General features: G+C 71.9%; 17 protein-coding genes. 15 read left to right on the top strand and 2 right to left on the bottom strand.

Translation table 11 applies throughout. The features are described 5' to 3' along the window. The first annotated feature begins 160 nt into the window (after window positions 1–160). Window positions 161–1,624, top strand: a complete 1,464-nt coding sequence (locus tag JI742_RS12370; RefSeq protein WP_201827309.1) for a DEAD/DEAH box helicase — start codon at window positions 161–163, stop codon at window positions 1,622–1,624. Further along, window positions 1,621–1,995, top strand: a complete 375-nt coding sequence (locus tag JI742_RS12365) for a VanZ family protein (protein WP_236677024.1) — start codon at window positions 1,621–1,623, stop codon at window positions 1,993–1,995. The genes JI742_RS12370 and JI742_RS12365 overlap by 4 nt, the downstream gene beginning before the upstream one ends. A gap of 70 nt (window positions 1,996–2,065) precedes the next feature. On the opposite strand, the gene JI742_RS12360 is transcribed toward JI742_RS12365, so the two are convergent. Both JI742_RS12360 and JI742_RS12355 read right to left on the bottom strand, forming a co-directional pair. Beyond that, on the bottom strand, window positions 2,066–2,851 hold the full coding sequence (locus JI742_RS12360) for an SAM-dependent methyltransferase (RefSeq protein ID WP_201827307.1): 786 nt from the start codon (window positions 2,849–2,851) through the stop codon (window positions 2,066–2,068). Next, on the bottom strand, window positions 2,848–3,441 hold the full coding sequence (locus JI742_RS12355) for a Maf family protein (RefSeq protein WP_201827304.1): 594 nt from the start codon (window positions 3,439–3,441) through the stop codon (window positions 2,848–2,850). The genes JI742_RS12360 and JI742_RS12355 overlap by 4 nt, the downstream gene beginning before the upstream one ends. Window positions 3,442–3,582: 141 nt before the next feature. On the opposite strand from JI742_RS12355, the gene JI742_RS12350 reads away from it, so the two are divergent. The 13 genes from JI742_RS12350 to JI742_RS12290 all read left to right on the top strand — a co-directional run bounded on the left by JI742_RS12350 (window position 3,583) and on the right by JI742_RS12290 (window position 14,861). Next, the gene (locus tag JI742_RS12350) at window positions 3,583–4,263 is read left to right on the top strand and encodes a YceD family protein (RefSeq protein ID WP_201827302.1); all 681 of its coding nucleotides are present in this window, start codon (window positions 3,583–3,585) and stop codon (window positions 4,261–4,263) included. Between the two features lie 98 nt (window positions 4,264–4,361). Next, a complete protein-coding gene (gene rpmF / locus JI742_RS12345) occupies window positions 4,362–4,544 on the top strand; it encodes a 50S ribosomal protein L32 (protein WP_201827300.1) in 183 nt (60 codons plus the stop codon). A gap of 132 nt (window positions 4,545–4,676) precedes the next feature. After that, on the top strand, window positions 4,677–5,735 hold the full coding sequence (gene plsX, locus JI742_RS12340) for a phosphate acyltransferase PlsX (protein WP_201827298.1): 1,059 nt from the start codon (window positions 4,677–4,679) through the stop codon (window positions 5,733–5,735). A 31-nt stretch (window positions 5,736–5,766) separates the two neighbouring features. Continuing rightward, the gene (locus JI742_RS12335; RefSeq protein WP_201827297.1) at window positions 5,767–6,762 is read left to right on the top strand and encodes a beta-ketoacyl-ACP synthase III; all 996 of its coding nucleotides are present in this window, start codon (window positions 5,767–5,769) and stop codon (window positions 6,760–6,762) included. 66 nt (window positions 6,763–6,828) lie between these two features. Continuing rightward, the gene (fabD, locus tag JI742_RS12330; protein ID WP_201827295.1) at window positions 6,829–7,767 is read left to right on the top strand and encodes an ACP S-malonyltransferase; all 939 of its coding nucleotides are present in this window, start codon (window positions 6,829–6,831) and stop codon (window positions 7,765–7,767) included. Window positions 7,768–7,812: 45 nt separating this feature from the next. Next, complete coding sequence (gene fabG / locus JI742_RS12325; RefSeq protein ID WP_201827292.1) at window positions 7,813–8,562, top strand: 3-oxoacyl-ACP reductase FabG; 750 nt, start codon at window positions 7,813–7,815, stop codon at window positions 8,560–8,562. A gap of 128 nt (window positions 8,563–8,690) precedes the next feature. Continuing rightward, the gene (gene acpP, locus JI742_RS12320) at window positions 8,691–8,930 is read left to right on the top strand and encodes an acyl carrier protein (RefSeq protein ID WP_182664281.1); all 240 of its coding nucleotides are present in this window, start codon (window positions 8,691–8,693) and stop codon (window positions 8,928–8,930) included. Window positions 8,931–8,944: 14 nt separating this feature from the next. Next, a complete protein-coding gene (fabF, locus tag JI742_RS12315) occupies window positions 8,945–10,189 on the top strand; it encodes a beta-ketoacyl-ACP synthase II (RefSeq protein ID WP_201827290.1) in 1,245 nt (414 codons plus the stop codon). A 98-nt stretch (window positions 10,190–10,287) separates the two neighbouring features. After that, a complete protein-coding gene (locus JI742_RS12310) occupies window positions 10,288–10,764 on the top strand; it encodes a hypothetical protein (RefSeq protein WP_201827288.1) in 477 nt (158 codons plus the stop codon). Continuing rightward, the gene (gene rpoE / locus JI742_RS12305; protein WP_201827286.1) at window positions 10,761–11,378 is read left to right on the top strand and encodes an RNA polymerase sigma factor RpoE; all 618 of its coding nucleotides are present in this window, start codon (window positions 10,761–10,763) and stop codon (window positions 11,376–11,378) included. The genes JI742_RS12310 and rpoE overlap by 4 nt, the downstream gene beginning before the upstream one ends. 46 nt (window positions 11,379–11,424) lie before the next feature. Continuing rightward, window positions 11,425–12,054: a sigma-E factor negative regulatory protein gene (locus JI742_RS12300; protein ID WP_201827284.1), complete on the top strand. Its 630-nt coding sequence runs from the start codon at window positions 11,425–11,427 to the stop codon at window positions 12,052–12,054. Further along, window positions 12,035–13,114 carry a MucB/RseB C-terminal domain-containing protein gene (locus JI742_RS12295; protein ID WP_201827282.1) on the top strand — a complete coding sequence of 360 codons (1,080 nt, stop codon included), beginning with the start codon at window positions 12,035–12,037 and terminating at the stop codon, window positions 13,112–13,114. The genes JI742_RS12300 and JI742_RS12295 overlap by 20 nt, the downstream gene beginning before the upstream one ends. Before the next feature lie 226 nt (window positions 13,115–13,340). Next, on the top strand, window positions 13,341–14,861 hold the full coding sequence (locus tag JI742_RS12290) for a DegQ family serine endoprotease (RefSeq protein ID WP_201827963.1): 1,521 nt from the start codon (window positions 13,341–13,343) through the stop codon (window positions 14,859–14,861). Window positions 14,862–15,001: the final 140 nt, after the last annotated feature.

Raw genomic sequence — 15,001 nt, 5'->3', positions numbered from 1 at the left:
CGAGCGCACTATAACGACCGTGTCTTGCGTTTCTCCCCCGAAACAGGTGGGCCCGGTCCTGGGCCGGGCGGTCTGCCGTGGGGATCGCACCGGGTTGGCCTGCAAAACCCGGGCCGGCTGTTTGGGGCGATTGACCGTTCCCGTCGATAATCCTCGGTTGATGCAAGCAGAAAACACCCCCGAGGCGCCGGTTGATGCGCCCCCCGCCCGTTTCTCGACCCTGCCGCTGGACGCCAAGCTCCTGCGTGCCGTGGCCGATGCCGGCTACGAAACCATGACGCCGATCCAGGCCAAGGCCATCCCGGTGGTCCTGGCCGGCCGGGATGTGATGGGCGCAGCCCAGACCGGCACCGGCAAGACGGCGGCCTTCTCCATCCCGCTGCTCCAGAAGATGATGCGACACGAGAGCGCCAGCGTCTCGCCGGCCCGTCACCCGGTGCGTGCGCTGGTGCTGGCGCCGACGCGCGAGCTCGCCGACCAGGTCGCCAACAACGTCAAGACCTATGCCAAGCACACCCAGCTTCGCTCCACCGTGGTCTTCGGCGGCATCGACATGAAGCCGCAGACGCTGGAGCTGAAGAAGGGCGTCGAGGTGCTGATCGCCACCCCCGGCCGCCTCCTCGACCACATCGAGGCGAAGAACTGCAACCTCTCGCAGGTTGAGTACGTGGTGCTCGACGAGGCCGACCGCATGCTCGACATCGGCTTCCTGCCGGACCTGCAGCGCATCCTCAGCTACCTGCCCAAGACCCGCCAGACCCTGCTGTTCTCGGCCACCTTCTCGCCCGAGATCAAGAAGCTCGCCCAGAGCTACCTGCAGGACCCGCTGCTGGTCGAGGTCGCCCGGCCGAATGCCACCGCTTCCACCGTCGAACAGCGGTTCTACCGCGTCGAGGAGGACGACAAGCGCGCCGCCGTGCGGCAGATCCTGCGCGAGCGCGGCATCACCCAGAGCATCGTCTTCGTCAACAGCAAGCTCGGCGCGGCGCGGCTGGCGCGTGCCTTCGAGCGCGACGGCCTGCGCACCAATGCGCTGCACGGCGACAAGTCGCAGGACGAGCGCCTGAAGGCCCTGGCCGCCTTCAAGGCCGGCGAGGTCGACCTGCTGGTGGCCACCGACGTGGCCGCCCGCGGCCTGGACATTGCCGACCTGCCGGCGGTCTTCAACTACGACATTCCCTTCCATGCCGAGGACTACATCCACCGCATCGGCCGCACCGGCCGGGCCGGCGCCTCGGGCCTGGCCTTCACCTTCGTCGACCGCGACGACGGCCGCCTGACCGGCGAGATCGAGAAGCTGCTCAAGAAGAAGCTCGACGTCGAGCCCTACGAGCTGCGCGACGACCGCCCGCGCCGCAGCGCGCCGCCGCCGCGCGCCCGCGAGACCGACTTCAACGACGAGCGGCCCGCCGCGCCCCTGCGCAGCAGCCCGCCTTCCGCCCCGCCGCGCCGCGCGCCGGCCAGCGATCCCTTCTTCGACCGGCCCTATGAGCCGCCGGCCGAAGACCAAGCCACCGCCGCCTGGGACCGTGCCCCGGCGCCCGCCGCGGCCGGCAACAGCCTGTCGCGCTTCATCAAGCCGCGCCGCCGGATTGCCGCCCTGCTGGGCGGCTCCAAGGGTTGAAACGCGGCGGCCTGACGGCGCCGCCGGCCTGGCGGCTGCTGCTGATCGGCGGCCTGCTGCTGGGCCTGGTGGTTGCGCTTCAGCCCTACCACCCCGAGCCGGGCGAGCTGCTGCACTTCGACAAGGTCAAGCACATCGCGGCCTTCCTGCTCTTCGGCCTGATGGCGCAGCGCGCCTGGCCCGACCGGCTGCTCGCGCCCCTGCTGGGTCTGCTGGCCTATGGCGGCCTGGTCGAGATCGGCCAGGGCCTGCTCACCACCACCCGCAGTGCGTCCTGGGCCGATCTGCTGGCCGATGCCTTCGGCCTGCTGCTGGCCTGGGGCTGGGCGGCCTGGCGGCTGCGCCAGGCGCCGCGGCCCGCGGCGGGCTGAGCGACCGGCCCGGGCGGGGCGTCCGCGGCGCCCGCCGCTTCAGGATCGCCGAAGCGGCGGCCCCGCTCCTTCAAGCCGCCAGCCAGGCGAAGACTGCCGGCCGGTGGCGCGGGAAGCTGGGCGGTTCCACCCGCCAGGCCGACACGCTGCGTGTGCGGCACCAGCCGCCCGGCAGCGTCAGGCCGCAGGCCACGGCCAAGCGGGTGCCGGGCTGCAAATGGCGCAGCAGGGCCTCCATCAGCACGGCATTGCGGTAGGGCGTCTCGATGGCGAGCTGGGTCTGCTGCTCGCGCGCCGAACGCTGTTCCAGCTCGCGCAGGCGCTGCGCGCGGCCGGCCTCGTCCTGCGGCAGGTAGCCGGCAAAGGCAAAGCTCTGGCCCTGCAGGCCGCTGGCGGCCAGCGCCAGGCTCAGGCTGCTGGGGCCGGCCAGCACCTCCACGGCCAGGCCTTCACGGTGCGCGGCGGCCACCAGCTCGGCGCCCGGATCGGCCACCCCGGGCAGGCCGGCTTCCGAGATCAGGCCCAGGTCCTGCCCGGCGCGCAGCGGCGCGAGCAGGGCCTCATGTGCCTTCAGCAGCGCGACCCGGTCGGCCGCCTGCGGCCGACCCTTGGCCGGGCGCGGCAGCTCGGTGATGGCCACGGCCTGCAGCGGCTGGGCCAGGGGCTGCACGGCATCGACCCGCTTCAGGAAGGCCCGGGTGGTCTTGGCGTTCTCGCCCACCCAGTGGCCGAGCCGGGCGGCCTCGCGCAGCACGGCCCGCGGCAGCACCTCGCGCAGGTCGGGCGGCGCCGCGTCGGCGTCGAGCGCGCCGAGGTCCAGGGTGTTGGGCACCAGGATCAGGCGGCCGGCGTTCATGCCGCAGCCCCCAGCGGGTCCAGGCCGACGCCGCGCAGCAGGGCGGCGGTGGCGATCAGGGGCAGGCCGATCAGTGCGGTCGGATCCTCGCTCTCGATCGCCTCCAGCAAGGTGATGCCCAGGCCCTCGCACTTTGCGCTGCCGGCGCAGTCGAAAGCGGGCTCCAGCGCGACATAGCGCGCGATCGCGGCCTCGTCCAGGCGGCGGAAGCGCACCCGCACGGGGATGCAGCATTCGCCGTGCAGGCCGCCCGGCCCGGCCAGGGCCAGCGCGCTGTGGAAGACCACCGCCTGGCCCGACAGGCGCCGCAACTGGGCCTGCGCGCCGGCCGCATCGCCGGGCTTGCCGAGCGGCTCGCCGGCCAGGTCGGCGACCTGGTCGGCACCGATCACCCAGGCCCTGGGATGGCGGCCGGCCACCTCCAGCGCCTTGCTGCGCGCCAGGCGCCCGGCCAGGGCCCGCGGGGTTTCGCCGGGCCGCGGGCTTTCGTCGACCTCGGGCGCGACGCAGGTGAAGGGCAGGTGCAGGCGGGCCAGCAGCTCGGCGCGGTAGCGCGAGCTGGAGCCGAGGATCAGTGGCGGGGCGGTCATGCAGGGATTGTCGGCCGGCGCCCCGGGAGCCGGCCCGGTCAGGCCCCGGGACGCCAGCCCGACCGCCGGCCGGGCCGCCCGACCGACCGACCGACCGACCGCATGCCGTTCGCCACGGGGCCGACGCCTAAACTGCGGCGCATGAGCCTGCGTCCCGCCAAGCCCCGAGCCCTCGATGTCGCCGCCTTTGCCGAGGCCGGCCAGGACCTGTCCGGCGCCTGGCCGCTGACGGAGCTGGTGCGCCTGAGCGATTCGACCGCGCCCGAGGCCCGGCCCGGCGCCGAGGATGCGGTGCGCTGGTCGCTGCGTGGCGAGCACCGCCCGCGCGCCGGCGGCGACCCCATCGTCCGCCTGCATTTGCAGGCTGACACCCGACTCTTCCTGAGCTGCCAGCGCTGCCTGGCCCCGGTCGAGGTGCTGCTGCGCATCGACCGTAGCGTGCGCTTCGTCCGCGACGAGGCCCAGGCTGCCGAGCTCGACACCCTGAGCGACGAGGATGTGCTGGCCATGGACCGCCGACTCGACGTGCAGGCCTGGGTCGAGGACGAGATGCTGCTCGACCTGCCGCTGGTGCCGCGCCACAGCCGCTGCCCCGCGCCGCTGCCGGGGGCCGAGGCCCTGGGCGTCGGCGTGGCCCCGCCCGAGGGCGAGGGCTTCGAGCCCTTGCCCGAGCCCGAGCCGCCGCGGGTCCAGCCCTTTGCGGAGCTCGGCGCCCTGGCGGCGCTGCGGGCCAGCCTGGGCGGCGCGGCGCCCGAAGCCGAGGCCGGCGGTGCCGAGCCGCCCCGCCCGCCGCGCCGCAAGGGGCGCGGCCCGGCGAGCTGAGCTTTTCGCGCATTTCCGCCCTGCTACACTCGCGGGCTTTACCTCGGACGCCACTGCGGCCTTCGAGCCCCGTCCGTCCTGCTTCACTGGAGCCAACCATGGCCGTTCAACAGAACAAGAAGTCGCCCTCCAAGCGCGGCATGCACCGCTCGCACAATGCCCTGAACCAGCCGGGCACCGCGATCGAGCCGACCACCGGCGAGACCCATCTGCGTCATCACATCAGCCCGACCGGCTTCTACCGTGGCCGCAAGGTCCTGAAGACCAAGGCCGATGCCTGAGCGTGATGCGGCCGACCGCCGTTCGCGCCGCGGACGGCAGTCGGCCCCGCGCGGCGCGACCCTTCCGCCCGGCCCCCTGCGCTGCAGGCGGCCGGGCGTGTGCTTTGCGGTGGCGCTGAGCGCCCGCCCGCGATGAGCGCCCTGCTGCCCGTTCGCCTGGCCATCGACGCGATGGGCGGCGACCACGGCCCGGCGATCACGCTGCCGGCCTGCCGCCGCTTCCTCGACCAGCATCCCGAAGCCGAGCTGCTGCTCGTCGGCCGCGCCGATGCGCTGGCCGAGGCGGCGGGCTGGCCGCGCACCCGCATCGTCGTCGCGACTGAGGTCGTGACCATGGACGATGCGGTCGAGATCGCCCTGCGCCGCAAGAAGGATTCCTCGATGCGCGTCGCGCTCGGCCTGCTCAAGGCAGGCGAAGGCGGTCGGGCGCTGGCCGATGTCTGCGTGTCGGCCGGCAACACCGGCGCGCTGATGGCGGTGGCCCGCTACCTGCTCAAGACCGTCGAGGGCATCGACCGGCCGGCCATCGCCACCGTCATGCCCAACCAGCGCGATGGCTACACCACCGTGCTGGACCTCGGCGCCAATGTCGATTGCACGGCCGAGCACCTCTTGCAGTTCGCGCTGATGGGCAGTGCGCTGGTCGCCGCCGTCGATGGCAAGAACGAGCCCAGCGTCGGTCTGCTGAACATCGGCGAAGAAGCGATCAAGGGCAGCGAGGTCATCAAGCAGGCCGGCGAGCTGCTGCGCGCCGCCGGCGAGGCGGGCCGCCTGAACTTCCACGGCAATGTCGAAGGCAATGACATCTTCAAGGGCACGACGGACATCGTGGTCTGCGATGGCTTCGTCGGCAATGTCGCCCTGAAGACGGCCGAGGGCCTGGCGGCCATGCTGTCGAACTTCATCAAGCAGGAGTTCACCCGCACGCCCTACGCCCGGCTGGCGGCGCTGGTGGCGCTGCCGGTGCTCAAGCATTTCAAGGCGCGGGTCGACCACCGGCGCTACAACGGCGCGGCCCTGCTGGGCCTGCGCGGCCTGGTCTTCAAGAGCCATGGCTCGGCCGATGCCTTCGCCTTCGAGCAGGCCCTGATCCGAGCCCACGATGCCGCCCGGCGCGGCCTGATGCAGCGGGTGCACGATCGCCTGCAGGCCCCGACCTGCGCCGACGAGCCGACCCCTGCCGCGGCCTGAGGCCGCCCGCGTCCCCTCCGAGATTCCGCGCATGGCCCCCTCTTCGACCCCGACGCGCTACACGCGCATCGCCGGCACCGGCAGCCACCTGCCGCCGCTGCGCCTGAGCAACCAGGACCTGGTGGACCGCCTGGCCGCCGACGGCATCGAGACCTCGGACGACTGGATCGTCGAGCGCACCGGCATCCGTTTCCGGCACTTCGCCGCCGACGGCGTCAATGCCAGCGACCTGGCGGTGCATGCCGCCCGCCATGCGATGGAAGCCGCCGGCTGCACGCCGGCCGACATCGACCTGATCGTCGTCGCCACGTCCACGCCGGACATGGTCTTCCCCTCGACCGCCTGCATCGTGCAGCGCAAGCTCGGCGTGCCGGGCGGCGCGGCCTTCGACGTGCAGGCCGTCTGCTCGGGCTTCGTCTACGGCCTGACGGTGGCCGATGCGCTGATCCGCACCGGCACGGCGCGGCGCGCGCTGGTGATCGGCGCCGAGGTCTTCTCGCGCATCCTCGACTTCAAGGACCGCACGACCTGCGTGCTCTTCGGCGACGGCGCCGGCGCGGTCGTGCTGGAGGCCAGCGATACGCCGGGCCTGCTGGCCAGCACGCTGGACGCCGACGGCCGCCAGGTCGAGATCCTGTGCACCCCCGGCACCGTGGCCGGCGGCCAGGTGCTGGGCCAGCCGCTGCTGCGCATGGACGGCCAGGCCGTCTTCAAGCTGGCGGTGGGCGTGCTGGAAGACGCCGCCCGCAAGGTGCTGGCCCAGGCCGGCCGCACGCCCGAGGACATCGACTGGCTGATCCCGCACCAGGCCAACATCCGCATCATGCAGATGACGGCGCGCAAGATGCGCCTGCCGGTCGAGAAGCTGGTCGCCACCGTCGACCGCCATGGCAACACCTCGGCCGCCTCGGTGCCGCTGGCGCTGGACGAGGCCGTGCGCAGCGGCCAGGTCCGGCGCGGCGACACCGTGCTGCTCGAAGGCGTGGGCGGCGGCTTCACCTGGGGCGCGGTGCTGCTGGACTTCTGAGCCGGCCCCGCGGCGGCCCGCGGGCCGCACCCTTCCCTCCCTCTTGCTTTCCGACCTCCCATGACGATGACGACGTTGGCTTTCGTCTTCCCCGGCCAGGGCTCGCAGACCGTGGGCATGCTCGATGCCTGGGGCGACCATCCCGCCGTGCGCGACACCCTGGCCGAAGCCTCGGCCGCGCTGGGCGAGGACCTGGCGGCGCTGATCGCCCAGGGCCCCAAGGAGCAGCTCGACCTGACCACCAACACCCAGCCCGTGATGCTGAGCGCCTCGGTCGCCGCCTGGCGCGCCTGGCGGGCCGAGGGCGGGGCGCTGCCGGCCGCGGTGGCCGGTCATTCCCTGGGCGAGTACAGCGCCCTGGTGGCGGCCGGTGTGCTGAGCCTGGCCGATGCGGTGCCGCTGGTCCGCCTGCGCGCCCAGGCCATGCAGGCGGCGGTGCCGGTGGGCACGGGCGGCATGGCCGCCATCCTCGGCCTGCCGGCCGAGAAGGTGGTCGAGCTTTGTGCCGAGCTGGCTGCAGCCAGCGGCGAGGTGGTCGAGGCCGCCAACTTCAATGACCCGGCGCAGACGGTGATCGCCGGCAGCGCCGCCGGCATCGCCCTGGCTTGCGAGAAGCTCAAGGCGGCCGGTGCCAAGCGCGCGCTGCCGCTGGCGGTGTCGGCCCCCTTCCATTCCAGCCTGATCCGGCCGGCCGCCGAGGCCCTGCGCGAGCGTCTGGCGCAGACGACGCTCAAGGCGCCGCAGATCCCGCTGATCCACAACGTCGACCTGAGCTGGGCCGGCACGCCCGATGAAATCCGCGATGCGCTGGTGCGCCAGACCTACAGCGCGGTGCGCTGGGTCGGCACCGTGCAGGCCCTGGCCGCGCGCGGCATCACCCACATGGTCGAGTGCGGCCCGGGCAAGGTGCTGCAGGGCCTGGCCAAGCGCATCGAGCCTGGCCTGCTCACGGCCGGCATCGCCGACCCGGCCAGCCTGGCCGAGACCCGCGCCCTGCTGGGCTGAGCCAGCCCGGCACCGTTTGAACGCGCGCTGAAGAAAGCCCATCGCATGAGCCTGAACCTCTCCCTCGCCGGCCAGGTGGCCCTGGTCACCGGCGCCAGCCGCGGCATCGGCCGCGCCATCGCGCTGAGCCTGGCCGAACAAGGCGCCAAGGTGATCGGTACCGCCACCAGCGACAGCGGCGCAACCGCCATCGGCGAGGCCCTGGCCCCGCACGGCGGCCAGGGCCTGAAGCTGGACGTGACCGACGACGCCGCGCTGGACGCCGCGATCGAGGGCATCGTCAGCGCTCACGGCGGCCTGCACATCCTGGTGAACAACGCCGGCATCACCCGCGACACCCTGGCCATGCGCATGAAGGATGCCGACTGGGATGCCGTGCACGACACCAACCTGCGCGCCGTCTTCCGCGCCAGCCGCGCGGCCATCCGGCCGATGATGAAGCAGCGCCAGGGCCGCATCATCTCGATCACCTCGGTGGTCGGCGCCTCGGGCAATGCCGGGCAGGCCAACTACGCGGCGGCCAAGGCCGGCGTGGCGGGCATGACGCGTGCACTGGCCCGGGAGCTGGGCAGCCGCAACATCACCGTCAATTGCGTGGCGCCCGGCTTCATCGCCACCGACATGACGCATGATCTGCCCCAGGCCCAGAAAGATGCGCTGATGCAGCAGATCCCCCTGGGCCGCCTGGGCCAGGCCGAGGAGATCGCCGCCGCGGTCACCTTCCTGGCGTCGCCCGCCGCGGCCTACATCACCGGCAGCGAGCTGCATGTGAACGGCGGCATGTTCATGGCCTGAGACGGGCGCCAATCCTGTTTTTCCACCCCGGACGGTGTCGCAAGCCGCCCGGACCCAGCAGCCCCGGGACCGTCTCACGGACCGCATAGAATCCCGCGCTGTTTTTCAGCACTCTCCTAGGAGGAGACATGAGCGATATCGAAGCCCGCGTCAAGAAGATCATTGCCGAGCAACTCGGCGTGGCCGAAGCCGAAGTCACCAACGAGAAGGCTTTCGTGGCCGACCTGGGCGCGGACTCGCTCGACACCGTCGAGCTGGTGATGGCCCTGGAAGACGAGTTCGGCATCGAGATCCCGGACGAAGAGGCCGAGAAGATCACGACCGTCCAGCTCGCGATCGACTACGCCAAGAACAACGCCAAGGCCTGAGCGGAAGCGGATCGATGAGCAAGCGTCGTGTCGTCGTCACCGGCCTCGGGCTGATCACGCCCGTGGGCAACACGGTGGCTGAGTCCTGGTCCAACCTCGTCGCCGGCAAGAGCGGCATCGGGCCGGTCACCAAGTTCGACGCCTCGGCCTTCGCTTGCCGTTTCGCCGGGGAGGTCAAGGGCTTCGACGTGGAGACCTACTTCCCCGCCAAGGAAGCCCGCCACATGGACACCTTCATCCACTACGGGCTGGCGGCTTCGCTGCAGGCCGTGGCGGATGCCGGCCTGCCCACGGGCGAGGCGCTCTCGCCCGAACAGGCCGAGCGCATCGGCTGCCTGGTGGGCTCGGGCATCGGCGGCCTGCCGATGATCGAGAACACGCAGAGCGAATACCTGGCCCGCGGCCCGCGCCGCATCTCGCCCTTCTTCGTGCCGGCCTCGATCACCAACATGATCTCGGGCCATGTCTCGATCAAGTGCGGTTTCAAGGGCCCCAACCTGGCCATCGTCACCGCCTGCACGACGGGCCTGCATTCCATCGGCCAGGCGGCGCGCATCATTGCCTACGGCGATGCCGACGTGATGGTCGCGGGTGGTGCCGAGAGCACGGTCTCGCCGCTGGGCATCGGCGGCTTTGCCGCGGCCCGTGCACTGTCGAGCCGCAACGACGACCCGACCACCGCCTCCCGCCCCTGGGACAAGGACCGCGACGGCTTCGTCCTCGGCGAAGGCGGCGGGGTGATGGTGCTGGAGGAGTACGAGCATGCCAAGGCCCGCGGCGCCAAGATCTATGCCGAGCTGGCCGGCTTCGGCATGAGTGCCGATGCGTACCACATGACCGCGCCCGATGTGGACGGCCCCAAGCGTTCCATGCAGCTCGCGCTCAAGGATGCCGGGCTCAACACCAACCAGGTGCAGTACCTGAATGCCCACGGCACCTCCACGCCGCTGGGGGACATCAACGAGACCAATGCGATCAAGGCGGCCTTCGGCGCCGACGCGAAGCAGCTCGTCGTCAACTCGACCAAGTCCATGACCGGCCACCTGCTGGGCGGCGCGGGCGGCATCGAGTCGGTCTTCACGGTGCTGGCCATCCATCACCAGATCTCGCCGCCGACGATCAACATCTTCAACCAGGATCCCGAGTGCGACCTGGACTACTGCGCGAACACCGCGCGCGAGATGAAGATCGATGCTGCGCTGAAGAACAACTTCGGCTTCGGCGGCACCAACGGCTCGCTGGTCTTCACGCGGGTCTGAGCCCGGCCCGGGCTGCGGCCGGTCGCTGACGTGAAGCCGCCGGTGCTCCATCCGGCCCATCGGTCCTTCCTTCGGGCCTGAGCCGCGGAGCGCTTAACGTGTCGACACCGCGCACCGCCCGGCTGGAGATTCGCCCTTCGCCGGCTTGGCGCGCCGCCCTCATCGGGCTGGTCCTGCTCGCGGCCGGCACGCTCGGTGCCTGGTTGCACGGGCATGAACTGCCGCTGTCCTTGTTGCTGGGCCTGCCACTGGCCCTCGCCCTGGCGCTGCTGGGGCGGCCGGCGCGGCTGCTGGGGCCGGAGCGGCCCACCGTGCTGGCCTGGGATGGCCGGCAGTGGAGCATGTCGCCCGAAGGCCAGGCCCTGAACGTGCAGCCCATGCTCGACCTGGGCGATGCCATGCTCCTGCGCATGCAGCAGCCCGGTGGCGGCATGCTCGGCCACCGATGGTGGGCCCTGCAACGCAGCCGCTGCGCGGGCGACTGGGCCGCCTTCCGCGCTGCGCTATATTCCGCCCGCCTTGAAGGCTCCCTGTCCGATGGGGGTGCCGCCCCGCCCCCCGACCGCCTGCCGTGACGACCCCTGACGCCGAAGCCGATGCCCTGCTGGTCGATCGTGTGAAGCACGGCGATGCCCGGGCCTTCGAGCTACTGGTCGTCAAGTACCAGCGGCGAATCGAGCGGCTGATCGCCCGCATGGTCCGCGACGTGGACCTGGTGCAGGACATCGCGCAGGAAACCTTCATCCGCGCCTACCGTGCCATGCCGCAGTTCCGCGGCGAGAGCGCCTTCTACACCTGGCTTTACCGCATCGCGGTGAACACGGCCAAGAAGGCGCTGATGGAACTCAAGCGCGACCCCCTGATCACCGAATCGGCGCGGCTCGGACGCGATGAGGACGGCGAGGAAACTTCCCGGCTCGAAAACGAACTGAGTGATGGGGAGACCCCGGACAACGTGCTCGCCAGCCGCCAGGTCGCGGCGGCGGTCAACACCGCCATCGAGGCCCTGTCCGACGATCTGCGCCAGGCCATCCTGCTGCGCGAGATCGAGGGGCTGAGCTACGAGGAGATCGCCACCGTGATGAATTGCCCGATCGGCACGGTGCGCTCACGGATTTTTCGGGCGCGCGAAGCCATCGCCGAGCGCCTCCGTCCGCTGCTCGACACGCGTGAAGGAGAGCGCTGGTGATCCCGTTCCTGCCGCCCTGTGTGACCGTTGTTTCCGGAGTCCTGTCGTGAATCCCCAGTCCCCACCTGCTGACGCCCGCCAGGCCGAGCGCCTGTCCGCCCTGGTCGACGGCGAGGCCCTGCCGGATGAAGTGAGCGGCCTGATGAGCGACTGGCGCAGCGATCCGGCCCTGCGCAAGCGCTGGCACGACTACCAGCTCATCGGCGATGTGCTGCGCTCCGACGACCTGGCCGCCGCCCCGGGCCATGACGCCGCCTTCCTCCAGCGCCTCCGCGAGCGCCTGGCCCAGGAGCCCGCGGTGCTGGCCCCCGCGCCCCGGCCGCAGCCGCTGTCGCGCCGGCCGCGGCCCGGTCGCTGGGCGGCTTCGGCCGCGGTCGCTGCGGCCTGCGTGATGGTGATCGGCGCCCTGATCGTCACCCGCGGGCCGGGCGAGGATGCCGCCGCGCCGCAGCTTGCCAGCGCGCCGCCCGCCGAATCGCGCCCCGTGCTGGTCGGCCCGGACCTGCCCCAGGCCCTGGCGACGTCGGCCGTCACGGGCGCCGAGACCGGCGGCCTGCTGCGCGATGCCGGGCTCGACCACTACCTCGCCGCCCACAAGCAGTTCGCCGACCGGATCGGGTCTGGCGAGCCCTCGCCCTTCCTGCGCAGTGCCGCCCATGCGGACGCGGAGCGCTGAGCTTCGGGGTGCCGGCCTCGCCTGGCGGCGCTTCGTCGGGGCCTGCCTCCTCGGCCTGCTGACCGGCGCCAGCGCCGCCCCGGCGGCGGAGCCGGCCGCGAGTGCGCCCGAGGCGCTCGAAACCCTGGAGCGCATGCAGGACGCGCTGCGCCGCAAGAGCTTCCAGGGCACCTTCGTCGTCACCGCGGGCGGCCAGGCGCGCAGCACGCGCATCAGCCACTTCAATGTCGGCAACCAGCAGTACCAGCGGGTCGAGATCCTCGATGGCCTGCGCTGCGAGATCTTCCGCCACAACGACCAGGTCCACACCCTGTGGCCGGGCCTGGGTCGGGCCGTGGTCGAGGAGCGCCGTCCCCTGGCCGCCTTCCCGGCCCTGATCGAAGGCGGCAGCGAGCGGCTCGACAAGGTCTACCAGGTTCGCGAGGTCGGCAGCGACCGCGTTGCCGGCCATGAGGCCCGCGTGCTGGAGCTGCGGCCCCGCGACCGCCTGCGCTTCGCCCACCGGCTCTGGACCGAGCGCCGCACCGGCCTGCTGCTGCGCGCCGAGGTGCTGGGCGCCGACGGCACGGTGCTGGAGTCGGTCGCCTTCTCCGAGCTTCAGATCGGCGTGCGGCCCCAGCCCGAGCTGGTGCTGGGCCCCATGCGCCAGACCGAGGGCTACCGCGTGCAGCGCAGCCGGCTGGAGCCGGTCGCGCTCGACGAAAGCGGCTGGATGCTGCAGGGCGTGCCCGAGGGCTTCCGCCACCTCAGCTCGGTGCGCCGGCCCATCGAGCGCCCGCTGCCGCCTGCGGCCGCGCCCTCGGGCGCGCTGGCGGCAACGGCTGCCGAGCCGCAGGCCCGGGTGGAGGTGCTGCAAACCATCTACTCCGACGGCCTCACCCATGTCTCGCTCTTCATCGAGCCCTTCGAGGCGCGCCAGCACCGGCGCGAGCTGCTGCTGAGCACGGGCGCGACGCAAACCCTCGTCCGTCGTCAGGGCGATTGGTGGATCACCGTGGTGGGAGATGTTCCTGTCGCCACACTCCAGGCCTTCGCAGCCGGGTTGGAACGGCGCCGCTAGCGGCTGCGGAGATCGGATGTCGCCCCCGGGTGGCCTCGCTTCAGCGCATCGCCAGGAAACTCCGTCGCGCCAACGGAGTCCCTGCAACGCGACGGGCCGCAGCGCCCCGCGTACCCAAGAAGACGACAGCATTCAAGAGGCAAGCATGTCCATCGATCCGAATTCCGTTCGTTCCGGCGCCCAGCGTCGCAGCTCGCCGCTCCGGCTCGGCCTCTTCGCGGTGACGATGCTGGCGGTCGGCGGACTGGGGGGCATCGCGCTCTGGTCGCCCCTGCCCACCCAGGCCCAGGCCGGCCCTGCGCCCAGCGCCCAGCCGCTCGCTGCCCTGCCGCTGGCGGCGGCCCCGGCGCCGCTGGTGCGCGGCCTGCCCGATTTCAGCCAGCTTGTCGAAGCCGTCGGCCCCTCGGTCGTGAACATCCGCACCACCGAGAAGACCAAGGTCAGCCAAGCCGGCCCCGAGGGCGACGAGGAGATGCAGGACTTCTTCCGCCGCTTCTTCGGCGCGCCCCCCGGCGCACTGCCGCCCGGCGCCATGCCCCCCGGGGCTGCGCCCGGCCCGCGCCGCGGCGGCCCGCCGCGCGGCGGCAACGGCCCGGATGAGGAGACCAACCGCGGCGTCGGCTCCGGCTTCATCCTGACGGCTGACGGCTATGTGATGACCAATGCGCACGTGATCGACGGTGCCGACGAGGTCTACGTCACCCTGCCCGACAAGCGCGAGTTCAAGGCCAAGGTCATCGGCGCCGACAAGCGCACCGACGTGGCCGTGGTCAAGATCGAGGCCGCCGGCCTGCCGGCCGTGAAGATCGGCGACGTGAACCGCCTCAAGGTCGGCGAGTGGGTGATGGCCATCGGCTCGCCCTTCGGCCTGGAGAACACGGTCACGGCGGGCATCGTCAGCGCCAAGGCGCGCGACACCGGCGAATTCCTGCCCTTCATCCAGACCGATGTTGCGATCAACCCCGGCAACTCCGGCGGCCCGCTGATCAACATGGCCGGCGAGGTGGTCGGCATCAACTCGCAGATCCTGAGCCGCTCGGGCGGCTTCATGGGCATCAGCTTCGCGATCCCGATGGACGAGGCCACCCGGGTCTCGGACCAGCTTCGCAGCCTGGGTCGCGTGGTGCGCGGCCGCATCGGCGTGCAGATTGCCGAGGTGCCCAAGGAGATCGCCGAATCCATCGGCCTGGGCAAGCCCAGCGGCGCGCTGGTGCGGGCGGTCGAGCCGGGCGGCCCGGCCGACCGCGCAGGCATCGAGGCGGGCGACATCATCACCCGCTTCGATGGCAAGACCGTCGAGAAGTCCGGCGACCTGCCGCGCCTCGTCGGCAACACCCAGCCGGGTGCGAAGTCGTCCATCGAGGTCTTCCGCCGCGGCCAGAGCCGCCAGCTTGGCGTGACCGTGGCCGAGCTTGAGCCTGAAAAGGTCAAGACCGCGCTCAAGCCCACGCCCAGCGCGCCCACGCCGGTCGGCGTGCTCGGACTGACGCTCAGCGACCTGAGCGCCGAGCAGAAGGTCGAACTCAAGCTCAAGGGCGGCGTGCGGGTCGACAAGGTCGAGGGCGCCAGCGCCCGCGCCGGCCTGAACGAGGGCGACATCATCCTCGCCGTCGCGAATGTCGAGATCGGCGACATTCGCCAGTTCGAGGCGGTGGTCGCCAAGGCCGACAAGAGCAAGCCGATCAGCGTGCTCTTCCGCCGCGGCGAGTGGGCGCAGTACGCCCTGGTGCGTCCCGGCACGCGCTGAGCGTCGCGGCAGGCGGCTGCCGGGCGGCGGGGCCGCTTGCCCCCAGCTTGTCCACAGAAGAATGTGGATAACATGTGGGCAAGTTGGGTGGCAGGGGGTCTAGCCCCCCTGCAAACCCGGCCCCGCGCCGCAGTCGCCCG

It is taken from the genome of Piscinibacter lacus, from assembly GCF_016735685.1.
GTDB lineage: Bacteria > Pseudomonadota > Gammaproteobacteria > Burkholderiales > Burkholderiaceae_C > Aquariibacter > Aquariibacter lacus.
Note: the sequence above shows the minus strand (reverse complement) of the source record. Positions and strands in the feature narration are given on the sequence as shown.

Coding starts and splice junctions, on each gene's coding strand:
- JI742_RS12360 (WP_201827307.1), bottom strand. CDS start 2,851: ATGAACGCCGGCCGCCTGATCCTGGTGCCCAACACCCTGGACCTCGGC.
- JI742_RS12335 (WP_201827297.1), top strand. CDS start 5,767: ATGGCCCCCTCTTCGACCCCGACGCGCTACACGCGCATCGCCGGCACC.
- JI742_RS12290 (WP_201827963.1), top strand. CDS start 13,341: ATGCTGGCGGTCGGCGGACTGGGGGGCATCGCGCTCTGGTCGCCCCTG.
- rpmF (WP_201827300.1), top strand. CDS start 4,362: ATGGCCGTTCAACAGAACAAGAAGTCGCCCTCCAAGCGCGGCATGCAC.
- JI742_RS12350 (WP_201827302.1), top strand. CDS start 3,583: ATGAGCCTGCGTCCCGCCAAGCCCCGAGCCCTCGATGTCGCCGCCTTT.
- JI742_RS12295 (WP_201827282.1), top strand. CDS start 12,035: ATGCGGACGCGGAGCGCTGAGCTTCGGGGTGCCGGCCTCGCCTGGCGG.
- acpP (WP_182664281.1), top strand. CDS start 8,691: ATGAGCGATATCGAAGCCCGCGTCAAGAAGATCATTGCCGAGCAACTC.
- fabD (WP_201827295.1), top strand. CDS start 6,829: ATGACGACGTTGGCTTTCGTCTTCCCCGGCCAGGGCTCGCAGACCGTG.
- plsX (WP_201827298.1), top strand. CDS start 4,677: ATGAGCGCCCTGCTGCCCGTTCGCCTGGCCATCGACGCGATGGGCGGC.
- JI742_RS12370 (WP_201827309.1), top strand. CDS start 161: ATGCAAGCAGAAAACACCCCCGAGGCGCCGGTTGATGCGCCCCCCGCC.
- JI742_RS12355 (WP_201827304.1), bottom strand. CDS start 3,441: ATGACCGCCCCGCCACTGATCCTCGGCTCCAGCTCGCGCTACCGCGCC.
- fabG (WP_201827292.1), top strand. CDS start 7,813: ATGAGCCTGAACCTCTCCCTCGCCGGCCAGGTGGCCCTGGTCACCGGC.
- fabF (WP_201827290.1), top strand. CDS start 8,945: ATGAGCAAGCGTCGTGTCGTCGTCACCGGCCTCGGGCTGATCACGCCC.